Raw genomic sequence first — 12629 nt, 5'->3', positions numbered from 1 at the left:
GTGCTGACCAATCGCACCTATGCCGGCCCGTCTGCGCCGGCGTGGGATGCGCTGATCGCGATGAACGATGCCGGGCTGGTGCAAGCCGACGCGGTGCCATTGTCGCCGGCGTTGGCCCGGTTGGTAGAACCGGTCCACACGGTGCTGACCAGTGGCAGCATCGCCAGCATCACGCCGGCCATGAACCTGATGATGGACAGCGACGCCGCCCACCGCGACGCCGACATCGCGGCCATCAAGGCCAGGGCCGGCAATTGCCCCACCCCGCCCGCCGTGCGCGCCATGGGCGCACTAGAGGGCGAATATCTCTGGCAGTGCGAACGCGGCATGTCATCGCCTATGCGCTGCTCGCGCCGACGCCAACGCCGCAGTTGCAGGCACTGGAATGGCGCTGGCAGGCAGCAGCACCCAAACCCTAGGTCGTTTTCCCCAGGGACAAGATGGTCGGGGAGACAGGATTGGCTGCGGGATTGGGAGCGACCTCTCCTTGGTGACCGTCACAGCGCCTTAAAGCGGGAATATCTGTCCCTTGCACAGGCGTTCGAGCACGTTGACAATCGCTTCAGGGTGGCTGGACGTCAAAAACCGGCCGCCGCCTTCGATCCGCAAGAACGGTGAATTCGGCAGGATCGGCCGCCAATGGCGTTCGACATCGGCAACGCCGTTGTGAATGTCGTCGTCGCCCTGCACCACACACCAATCGTCAACCGCGATCGACGGAAAATCGAAGCCCCCATGCGAGATGACCCGTTCTTCGCAGATTGCACCAGCCAGGTTGCCCGCGGCGAAGGGCCGGCAGGCGCGGAAACGATCACGAATGAATTCGGCATTTTCGCACAACGCTTCGTCACACGCCGAGCCCTTGACGATCGACCGGGTGAGATTTTCGATTCGTTCGATCGTCATCTGCGCCGAAACGACACGGAAGAACAACTCGATCAGCGCTGGACTGCGGTAAAAGGCTTCCTTGATTGCGCCGGCCACGCCGTTGCGTCGGCACTCCGCACTGGTCTGCGGTGTGGGTGACACCAGCACCACCGGGCCGACGCGATCAGGCGCGTGCGCTTTGAGCATATGGACGAACTGCGCCCCGCAACGGGCAACGACGGCGGTGCGCTCGATCCCCATCATATCAAGAATTTGCAGCAGGTCGTCGATCGACTGTGAATAGGGATCCTGTGCCGAAAGGCGACCGGGGTGCGTGGCACCAAACCCGGCGCGATCGACGGCAATGGGCCGAAAGCCCTTTGCATGCAAAGCGCGCACCAGTGGTCGTGGGACGGCGCGGCACGCCCAATTGCTGTGGACCACAAGCACGGGCAGTCCCGATGCCGGCCCGTAATCGCTCCACGCGATGCTTTCACGGCCGCCGGGGCGCACGGCAATGCGAGCGGGCTCAATGACAGGATCGAGGAAGCCAGGCGCGCTGTCGGTGGAACGGGTGAAGATCCGCAGCGCCTGGACTTCGACGATCAGCCGGGCAAGTTCGGCGGCACTGCTCAGGCCCAGATGGGCAAACAGCACGGCAAGTTCTTTCTTCACCACCGCTGCACTGGCGCCGATGGCGCGCGCGGTTTCCTCGCGGGACAGGCCGGTGGCGACCAGCAGCGCGATCTGGGCCTGGCGTTTCGTCAATTGCAGCATGTCTGACAGCAATTCGGCACTGTCGGTCTGATCGGGAAAGATGCCAAAGGCCGCTGCCACGATCGTGTGGACCATGGCCGGCATGTTCGGCTGGCGCATCTTGCGCGCGGCATCGGCCAAGGCATCGCGGGCGGTGCCATAGGTCACGCCGATCTGCTGCGCAGCGTCGCGCGCGCTGCCGGTGCGAACCACTGCCGCAACGATGCGGCGTTCAAGGTCTGTCAGATTGAAGCCGCGTGCTGCGGCATCGATGGGGCCTTCATCGCCGCCGCCGGTCATCAAGACAAGCCGGCCAGAACCGCATTTTTCGATCAGCGCTCGCAGCCGCGACGGCAAATTCCAGCCAGCGGTTTCCGCCAGCGGCGCCCACACAAGATGCAGAGTGCGGCCACCGGCCTGCTCGCCAGTCTGCTCGCCAGCCTGCTCCAGGGCCATGAGGCGTGGATTGCTGCTGCGTTGAATCGCGTTTTTCACCAGCGCCGCAAAATCAGCTGCGGCGGGGGCCCACGCCTGAGTTTCAAACGGCACGCGGTGGCCGGCAGCGTCGAACAGCAGGAACGCCAGCATGCGTTCATCAAACAATGCCGAATTGGCAACCAGCTGCTGTTGTTCCCCGGCAAGGGTCCTTTCGGCAAAGCCGGCTGGATCCACCTGCAAATCGGCCAGGGATTGGGCCGGCGCATCGATCAACTGTTGGAATGCTGGCGCAAAGCGTGCGTCAGGGTTCATGACCGCCCCCGATAACCGACCCACATCATTATGCGCGTTGGCCGCACGGCGGCAAGCCCCAATCAATCATGGGGCCAATCGAACATGGCCAACGGGTTAGGGCGACGGGCGGGCTGTTTCCAGCCCGCCGATCACAGCAGCAAGTCGACGGGCTGGATCGGAGTCAGGCCAGACCCGGTCACATCGAAGGTGAAATCGGCCAGTCCGTCGCCGTCGACATCACCACTGATCGAGAACACGCTGCCGGCCTGGCTGTAACGCAGTTCCCCTGCCAGCCCGGTGAAAGCGCCATTGCCGATGAACACAAAGGCCTGATCACCTTCCAGACCGGTGTCGGCATCAATCGCCGAAAGATCGATCTTGTCACCCTGCGTCCGGCTGAAATCGACAATCCGGTCGAGCGTCGCGCCGGTACCGAAATCGCCGAGGCTTTCGAAACGGAAGCTGTCTGCGCCGCCGCCGCCGGTCATCCGGTCGCCACCAGCGCCACCGGTCAACACATTGGCCGCGCTCGACCCGGTGAGCACATCATCGAAAGCCGATCCGATGAGCCGTTCAAAGCCCCTGATCGTGTCGATGCCGGCGCCGATGGTGTTCTGCGCAGCGGTCGTTGCCAGGCTCACCGTCACGCCCGCGCTGGCATTGGCATAGCTGAGCACATCGATGCCCAGACCGCCGTCGAGCGAATTGCTGCCGGCGTCGCCCGCCAAAATGTCGTCGAACGCCGATCCGGTGAGATTTTCGAACCCGGTGAGGAGGTCGATACCGTTGCCCACCGTGTTCTGGGCGCTGCCTTGCAAGCCGAGGCTGACGGTCACGCCCGAGGCGGCGCGGGCATAAGTCACCAGATCGATGCCGAGCGCGCCGTCGAGCATGTTGTCGCCCGCATCGCCAGACAACCTGTCGTTGAACGCCGAGCCGACGATATTCTCGAAATTGCGCAGCGTGTCGTTGCCCGCGCCCACCGTGGCCTGCGCGGTGGCAATGCCGAGCCCGGCCGTCACTCCGGCGACCGCGGCAGCATAGGTGATGGTATCAATGCCGTCGCCGCCATCGATGATGTTGGCGGCCAAATTGCCCGCCAGCGTATCGTCGAAGCCTGAGCCAGTGAGGTTTTCGAAGTTCAGCAGTGTGTCGACGCCGGCCCCGCCGGTATCTTGCGCGCCGCCCTGCAGGCCCAGGCTGATGATCACGGCGGCCGCAGCGGTCGCATAGCTGACCGTGTCGGTGCCGGTGTTGCCATCAAGGATATTGGCCCCGGCATCACCGCTGAGCGTGTCGTTGCGCGTGCTGCCCAGCAGGTTTTCGATGTCGATCAACTGGTCGAACCCGACCCCGATGGTGTTCTGCACGCCGATCAGGCTCAGATCCACCGTCACGCCCAGCGATGTGGCATAGCTGGCGGTGTCGTTGCCGGCGCCGCCGCGTAAGGTGTCGTCGCCAGCGCCGCCAATCAACACATCGTCGCCGGCTTCGCCATCAAGATCATCGTTGCCGCTGCCGCCATCCAGACGGTCATCACCGTCGCCGCCGGTAAGGATGTTGGCAGCACTGGAGCCGGTGAGCACGTCGCCGAAACCCGAACCTGCGAGCCGTTCGAAACCCCTGATCGTGTCGGTGCCGGCGCCAACCGTGATCTGTGCCGTGGTCAGCGCCAGGCTGACCGTTACCCCGGCTGCAGCTGCCGCATAGGACAGCGTATCGAGACCAAGCCCGCCGTCGAGCGCGTTGTCGCCGCCATCACCCGCCAAATTGTCGTCGAGCGCCGATCCGGTGAGGTTCTCGGAGCCGGTCAAAACGTCGATCCCGTTGCCGATCGTGTTCTGGCCGCCGCCCTGCAGGCCCAGGCTGACCGTGACTCCGGCTGCCGCGCGGGCGTAGGTGACGGTATCGATGCCATCACTGCCATCGAGCGCATTGTCGCCGGCATCGCCGGAGAGCGTGTCGTTGAATGCCGAACCGGTGATGTTCTCGACATTGCGCAGCGTATCACTGCCAGCGCCAACCGTATTCTGCGCAGCGGCAATCCCCAGCCCGACGATGACACCCGCCGCCGCTGCCGCATACGTGACCGTGTCGATGCCGTCGCCGCCATCGATGATATTGGTGGCCGTGTTGCCCGCCAGCGTATCGTCAAAGCCTGAGCCCGTGAGGTTTTCGAAATTCAGCAATGTGTCCACACCAGCGCCGCCGGTATCCTGCGCTGCGCCCTGCAGACCCAGGCTGATAGTGACCGCAGCGCCTGCGGTGGCATAGCTGACCGTATCGGTGCCCGCATTGCCGTCGAGAATATTGGCCCCGGCGTCCCCGCTGAGCGTGTCGGCGCGCGTGCTGCCGAGCAGGTTTTCGATGTTGATCAACTGGTCCAGCCCGGCGCCAACCGTGTTCTGTGCGGCCAGCAGGCTGAGGTCCACAACGACGCCAAGCGAGTTGGCATAGCTGGCAGTGTCGCTGCCGGTGCCGCCGCGCAAGATGTCGTCGCCAACCCCGCCGATCAGTACGTCGTCGCCGGCTTCGCCATCCAGATCGTCGTTGCCGCTGCCACCGTCGAGCGTGTCGTTGCCATCACCAGCGGTCAGCACATTGGCGGCGCTGGAGCCCGTAAGTGCGTCGTCAAACGCCGACCCGGCCAGTCGTTCAAAGCTGCGGATGGTATCGGTACCAGCACCAAGCGTGTTCTGCGCTGTGGTCAGCGCCAGGCTGACCGTCACACCAGCTGCAGCATCGGCATAGCTCAGCGTATCGAGACCAAGCCCGCCGTCGAGCGCGTTGTCGCCAGCGTCACCAGCAAGCATGTCGTCGAACGCCGATCCGGTCAGATTCTCGAACCCGGACAGCAGGTCGATCCCGCCGCCAAGACTATTCTGATCGCTGCCTTGCAAGCCCAGGCTGACCGTTACTGCGGAGGCTGCGCGGGCATAGGTGACGGTGTCGATGCCGCCGCCGCCGTCCAGCGCGTTGTCTCCGGCATCGCCGGAAAGCGTATCGTTGAATGCCGAACCGGTGATGTTCTCGATGCTGCGCAGCGTATCACTGCCAGCGCCCACCGTGTTCTGCGCGGTGGCGATGCCGAGCCCGACCGTGATGCCCAAAGCCGCTTCGGCATAGCTGACCGTGTCGATGCCATCGCCGCCGTCGATGATGTTGTTGACGGCGTTGCCGGCCAGCGCATCGTCGAAGCCTGAGCCCGTGAGGTTTTCAAAGTTCAGCAGCGTATCGACCCCGCCGCCGCCGGTGTCCTGCGCCGCGCCTTGCAAGCCCAGGCTCACGGTCACCGCGGCACCTGCCGACGCATAGCTGACCGTGTCAGTGCCGGTGCTGCCATCCAATGTGTCGTTGCCAGCGCCGCCGTCGAACAGGTTGGCGCTGCTGTTGCCCGTCAGCGTGTCATCGAACGCCGAACCCTGGATATTCTCGAAGTTGCGGACGCTGTCGGTCCCGGCGCCGCCGGTATTCTGGGCCAGCGTGGTCGCCAGCGTCAGCGTGATGCCCGCGCCTGCGTTGGCATAGTTCAGCGTGTCGACGCCCGAGCTGCCATCCAGAATATCATCGCCTTCGCCGCCTTCGATCGTGTTGTTGCCGCTGTCGCCGGTCAGCCTGTCGTTGAAGTCCGATCCGATCAGATCTTCGATGCCGGTCAGCGTGTCGGTGCCGGCCCCGCCGGTGGCCTGGGCCGTCGCGATTGCCAGACTGACCGTAACGCCGGCCGCCGCGGTGCGATAGCTTGCGGTGTCGCGGCCATCGCCGCCGTCGAGAAGATCGTTGCCGCCATTGCCGGCGAGCAAATCGTTGTCGGTTCCGCCGAAGATGCTGTCGTTGCCACTGTTGCCCGACAGCGTATCGTTGCCGCCCAGGCCCGACACGGTCCAATCGCTGCCATCGCTGGCCGCGAACACGTCATTGCCGGCAGTTCCGGTGAAGCTTTCGGCGGCATCGGTGACCGTGATGGCCAGCGCCTGTTCGTCGAACAAATTGCCATCGGACGCGCGCACCACAACGTCATAGACATTGTCAGCATTGGCATCGAGCGGAACGGCAAATTCCGGCGCCGCCGTAAAGCTGAGCGCACCCGTTGCAGCGTCGATCGTGAACAGCGCCGCATCGGCTCCGCCGGTGATCGACCAGGTGATTGTTGCACCCGCATCCGGATCGCTTGCCGCAAAGGTGGCCGCCAGAGTGGTCCGTTCTGCCACCTGCACGGCTGCAGCCGCGCCGCCGCCGCCACTGGTGATTTCAGGAGCCTCGTTGAGGTTGGTGACGGCGATGGTGAAATTGCTGTTGGTGGCTGAACCATCGGCGCTGGTGGCGACGACAGTGATCTGGTGGCTGGCTGCCTGTTCGGCATCGAGCACGGCCGCCGTGGTAACCACGCCGGTCGCCGTGTCGATGACAAACCGCCCACCAGCGTCGTCGGACAAGCTGTAGGTGACGCCGTTGGTGGTGACATCGGCGTCGCTGGCCGATGCCGTGATGCCAACGCTGCTGCCGATGGCGGTGTTTTCGTTGATCTGGTCGAGCGCGGCATCAACATCGGCCGGGGCCGAAACTGCGAATTCGTTGACGTCGGTGACCGCGATGGTGAAGTTCTGGCTGGATTGCGCACCATTGGCACCAAGCGCGAACACGGTGATCATGTAGCTTGCCGCCTGTTCGGCATCGAGCGCTGCACCCGTGGTGACGACACCGGTGACGGCATCGATGACAAAACGTCCGTTCGCGCTGTCGGAGAGGGCGTAGGTCGGGTTGGGGCCGGTTGCAGCTGTGGCGACGACGGTGAGGCCCACCGGGCGACCAGCGTCTGCGCCTTCAGCAACGCTGTTGGCGGCCGCGTTGGCATCGGCCGGCTTGGAGACGCCGCTTTCCGAAACAAACTGGCCAGGCGTGAGCGTGGCTGCATCGACATTGGCCAGCGCCGCAAGAAACGCGCCGGTTGCCGTGATGGAAATAACCGCGCTGCCACTGTCGTTGACGATCGTCAGATCGGCAAAACCCAGGCCCGGGCCAAGCTGCAAGCGGTCGCCCTGCGCCACCGAGAAATCGGTGATCTGATCGGCCAGTGCCAAAACGGCGCCGGCTGACGGTTCGAGAACGAAGATGTCTGCACCGGTGCCGCCGGTCAGCACGTCGCGGCCGGCGCCGCCAGCGATGACATCATTGTCCGCACCGCCGTCTAAGCTGTCGTCGCCAGCAGAACCGAACAGCCGATCATTGCCGGCACCGCCCGCGATGCTGTCGTTGCCGCCGACCGGCTTCTCGCCGTAATCGCCCTCGATGGCGTCATTGCCGTCGCCGCCGTCAAGCGTGTCGTTGCCAAGACCGCCTTCGATGAAATCGTTGCCGCCAAGGCCGTTGATGACATCATTGCCGCCGTGGCCACGCATCGCGGGATCATCGGCGTTGCTGCCGTTGATCACATCGGCCGCAACGGTGCCGCCCGAAGAGGACGCATAAAGGGTGACACGGTTCTGCAGCGTGGACAGGGCGGTTGCGCCCTGGTTGGACAGGACCAATTGATCGGCAAAGCCGAAGCCCGCACCCGCACTGCCATCACGATCGAACTGCAAGGTGGCATCGCTGCCGTTCTGCACAAAGCGCAGATAGCCCAGGCTGAACATCTGGAAGGCAAAACCGCCGGTCCAGCCGATCATTTCATCAACAAGGAAGTGGACGGCAATAAGATCACCGGTCGCCGAAGTGTCGAAATCGGTGATGCGGTCCAGTCCGAAATTGGCCTCGACCGGAATGATCACAAACACGTCTGCACCGGCTTCACCGGACAGCGTGTCAGCCGAAGACCCTGCCGCCAGATAGAGGAAGGTGTCGTTGCCGGCCCCGCCAAACAGTGTGCCAGTGCCGCCGATCAGATCGTTGCCGTTGCCACCGCGGATGATGTTGGTGCCGGAAAAATCGACAATCCGATCATTGCCCTCGCCGCCGTCGATGGTGTCGTCACCCAGCGCCGTGGTGCTTTCGTCAAAACTGTCGTTGCCAGCGCCGCCGATCAGCAGATCATTGCCCTCGCCGCCGCGCAGATAATCGTCGCCAAAGCCGCCGTAGATCGTATCGGCAGCCGCAGTGCCGGTCAGCACATCGTTGGCTTCGGTGCCGATATTGGCCGCGCTGATCGCGATGGTTGTGCCATCAGCAAACCGCAGATTTTCAACACTGGTCAGCGTGTCCTGACCGTCGGTGGTGCCGGTGATGCGCAGATCAGTGACGCGCACCGACCCATCGAGCAGCCGCACGACGTCGTAATCGGTGCGCACACCGCCGAGGAGGGCGGTATCGCTGCCGCTGCCCCCATCGATGGCATCGTTGCCGACTCCGCCGGTCAGATAGTCGTCACCGCCAAGGCCGTTGATGCTGTCGTTGCCGGCAAGGCCGTTGATAGCGTCGTTACCGCCACTGCCGGTCAGGCTGTCGTTGAAGTTGGTGCCGTTCACCTGGAACGCTTCGACGCCTACCAGCGTATCGGTGCCAAGCGCGCCAGCTTCGATCTGTACCGCTGCCCCCGGGATGGCCATTGCAGCGGCGGAGAAGGTGACGCCCGAGGTGGCCAGCGGAACACCGGTGATTTCGTCGATGTCGCCAAAATCGTAGATCGCCAAATCAAAGCCGCCGCGGCCATCGATGAAATCGTTGCCGGTGCCGCCTCTCAACAGATCAAAATCGGCGCCGCCAGTGAGACTGTCATTGCCGGCGTTGCCCGACATCTGGTTTCCCGGTGAGCGATCGACCCCCGGAATGATACCGCCGGAGCTGAGAGCAAACTCGCTGCCGCGCAGCACATCGTCAAAGTTCGAACCGCCAATGCCCAGGAATTCAATGTTGCGGATGGTATCGGTACCGCCCAACGGATCGGCAAACAGATAATCGACGCCCGGCGTCAAACCGCTGAAATCGGCATTCACGCCGGCCACAGCCGCCGTGAAGAAATAGCTGGCAAAATCCCTGCCGGCACCGCCGTCCATCAAATCCGATCCGGCGTCGCCGCGCAGATTGTCATCGCCGTCATCGCCGAACAGCTGATCATCGCCGTCGCCGCCGCGAATGACATCGTTGCCATTGCCGCCGCGCAAGATATCGGCGCTGTCGCCGGGTTGCGGGCCGAACGAGGTGTTGAAGCCGCCGACCACCGTGTCGTTGCCGTCGCCGCCATCAATCGTGTCCGACCCGCCCGCGCCAACAAGACGATCATTGCCGCCAAGCCCGCTGATCACGTCATTTCCGGGTGAACCGGTCAGATTGTCGATACCCTCAGTGCCGACAAGCGTCAGGATGAACGTCGATGTGTCGGCGCTGATGTCAGCAAACTGCAGCGTTTCGACGTTGCTCAGCGTGTCGCTGCCTTCCGGAGAATTGGCGCGCAAATCGGTCACGCGAAGGGTGCCGTCGGTTTGGCGCGCGACGGTATAATCAGCGCGATTGCCACTGTACCGCGCAGTGTCGGTGCCAGCGCCGCCGTCGATGCTGTCGTTGCCGGCATTGCCAAGCAGTTGGTCGTCGCCGTTACCGCCGTTAAGGCTGTCGTTGCCGACGCCGCCGTTGATGACGTCGTTGCCGCCGCTGCCCGTCAGGCTGTCGTCGAAACCACTGCCGGTAACCGACAATCCTTCGACGCCGGTCAAAGTGTCGATGCCCAGAACGCCGGCATCGATCTGGATGGTGGAGCCAGTGCCGGACATGGCAGCAGCCGTGAAGGTGACGCCGGACGTGACGAGCGCCACGTTGGTAATTTCATTGACGCCGCCGAAGTTATAGGTCGCCAGGTCGCTACCGCCACGGCCGTCGATGGTGTCGTTGCCGGTGCCGCCATCCAGAAGGTCCGTGTCGGCGCCGCCGACCAGGAGATCGTTTCCGGCATTGCCAAAAATCTGTTGGGCTTGCTGGCGATTGATACCAGGGATCGTGCCACCGCTGGCCGGAAGAAACTCGCTGCCACGCAGCACATCATCGAAATTCGATCCGCCTATACCGAGGATCTCGATGCCGCGCAGCGTGTCGATTGCGCCTGACGCATCGGTCAGGAAAAAATCCGCACCCAGGGTCATGGCGCTGAAATCAAGTGTGATACCGGCCAGTTCGTTCGTGGAGAAATACGAGACAAAATCGAAGCCGGCACCGCCGTCCAACAAATCGGATCCAGCGTCGCCGCGCAGATTGTCGTCGCCGTCGTCGCCGAACAATTGGTCGTTACCGTCGCCGCCGCGAAGGAGATCGTTGCCCGCCCCGCCGCGCAGCACGTCGGCACCATCGCCGGGTTGGGCGGCGTTGCCACCGTTAAGACCGCCGATCACTTGATCGTTGCCGTCGCCGCCTTCGATCGTGTCGCTGCCAGCGCCGCCGGTCAGCTGATCGACACCGCCAAGGCCAAGGATCGTGTCATCACCCGCGCCGCCCTGGATGCTGTTGGCGCCAGCATGGCCGGTGACCACATCGTTGCCGCGGTCAGTATTGATGTTGATGCGGGTGTTGGCATCTGCCGCCGGGAAAAAGCTGGCGGCATCAATGGTATCGGCAAAGATGCCGCCCTGAATGAACGCCGAGTTGGGGCCATTGGCCGGGAAAGCGGTCGTCCCGAAGTTGAGCGAGGTGAAGCTGCCGCCGTTGACGAAGAATTCCAGCCGCTCGACATTAGCAACGGTATCAGTGCCGATGAATGCCGCAATGCCGAAACCGGTGACTGTCGCGCTGCGATCTGCGGCCACGGTGATGGTGACAATATCTTCAATGCCGGCACCTGCGGGAAGGGTGCGCCGGACGATGTAGGTATCGGGTAGAGCACCATCGACCACGCTGAACGTGCCAGTGGTACCGGCAGGCAGGACATAGCGGATAAAATCCGTGCCGTCGCCGCCGTCTACGCTGTCGTTGCCGGCTTCGCCTTCGAAATTGTCGTTGCCGCCCATGCCCAGCAGCGTGTCGTTGCCGACGCCGCCAACGATGAAATTGTTGCCGGCGCTGCCGATGATGGTGTCGTTACCGCGGTTGCCGTTGGCGTTGGATGCGCCAGCGCCGAACAGGGCGCCAAGGTCGATCATGTCGTCCACAACCGATCCGCCCGCAAAGGGTGGTGACGAGCCAGGGTTGACCCGAACGGCCAGATCGATGCCGACGAACGGGCCGTTGTTGGTGTTTTCAACGAAGAAGTGCAGTTCTTCGATGTTGCTGACCGTATCGGTGCCTTGCAGCCCCAGATTGCCCAGGGCTTCCACCGTTGCGGAACCCGTGCTGATCGGGGTGACACGGTAAAGATCGGTGGTGACGCCGCCGCTGACCAACTGCACCAGCAGCTTGCCGGGGTTGGCCAGATCGTCGACCACCTGCAACGTGCCAGTGGTCCCGAACGGCAGCATGAACTGGGCGTAATCATAGCCGCCAGCGCCATCGATGCTGTCGTTGCCGCCGCCGCCAACAATGTAATTGGTGCCAGCGCTGCCGATGATGGTGTCGTTGCCGCGGTTGCCGCCGGCGTTGGAACTGCCGCTGCCGAACAGCGCTTCGAGGTTGATCAGATCAGGTGCGTCGGAACCGCCAGCATAAGGGGGTGTCGAGCCGGGGTTGGTCCGCACCACGAGATTGACGCCGGCAAATTGCCCGCCGCTGCTCTGATCCACGAAGAAATGCAGCTCTTCCGCGTTGGTGACCGTATCAGTGCCTTGGCCGGCGAGGCTGCCAAGCCCGGTCACCGTTGCGGCGCCACTGGCGGTCACGTTCACACTATAAAGATCAGTGACAACAGCACCATCGACCAGCTGCACGAGCAAAAGCCCGGCATTGGCGGGATCATCGATCACGCGCAGCGAGCCAATCGTTCCGGCTGGCAGCATAAACTGCACATAATCAGTGCCAGCGCCGCCATCGATTGTGTCGCTTCCGCCGTCGCCGCGGATGTAGCTGTCGCCGGCGTGGCCAGTGATGATATCGTTGCCGCGGCCGCCGGTGACGTCGATCCGAACGCTGGTGAGAACGCTCGGGTAGAGGGCAGTCACGCTGATGGTGTCGCCGAGTTCCGAGCCGCCAACCTGGGCGAAATCCACATTGGCAGAGGGTGAAAACGTGATCGGCCCGACGTAGATATCGAAGGTGACGCCAACATACTGACCGTTCGGTATCTGGCCGCCGCCCGCTTGCTCGATGAAGAAATCAAGCTGTTCGACGTTCTGCACCGTGGTCGTGCCAAGGTGCGTTGCCTGGCTGCCGAGCCCGACGATGGTGGCGGTGGAGCCGTCTGCGGCGAAATCGACCTGCGCGAT

Annotated in this window: 3 protein-coding genes; all 3 read right to left on the bottom strand. The window is 63.5% G+C overall.

Going from position 1 to position 12629, the window contains the following annotated elements; translation table 11 throughout:
• Nucleotides 1-17 precede the first annotated feature (17 nt).
• A complete protein-coding gene (locus RMO81_RS01345; RefSeq protein ID WP_310473929.1) occupies nt 18-284 on the bottom strand; it encodes a hypothetical protein in 267 nt (88 codons plus the stop codon).
• A gap of 223 nt (nt 285-507) precedes the next feature.
• Entirely contained in the window at nt 508-2373 is a 1866-nt protein-coding gene (locus tag RMO81_RS01340; protein ID WP_310473927.1) for an alpha/beta hydrolase, read from the bottom strand.
• A gap of 131 nt (nt 2374-2504) precedes the next feature.
• Nucleotides 2505-12542 (bottom strand): cadherin domain-containing protein, encoded by a 10038-nt coding sequence (locus RMO81_RS01335; protein WP_310473926.1) that lies wholly within the window; start codon nt 12540-12542, stop codon nt 2505-2507.
• Between the last annotated feature and the right edge of the window lie 87 nt (nt 12543-12629).

Origin of the sequence: Sandarakinorhabdus sp. (assembly GCF_031422795.1) — a bacterium.
Taxonomy (GTDB): Bacteria; Pseudomonadota; Alphaproteobacteria; order Sphingomonadales; family Sphingomonadaceae; genus Sandarakinorhabdus.
This window is presented reverse-complemented; position numbering and strand designations above follow the sequence as displayed.

Excerpts from the sequence above, each read along its gene's own strand:
- RMO81_RS01340 (WP_310473927.1), bottom strand. The coding sequence starts at position 2,373 with ATGAACCCTGACGCACGCTTTGCGCCAGCATTCCAACAGTTGATCGAT.
- RMO81_RS01345 (WP_310473929.1), bottom strand. The coding sequence starts at position 284 with ATGGCGCGCACGGCGGGCGGGGTGGGGCAATTGCCGGCCCTGGCCTTG.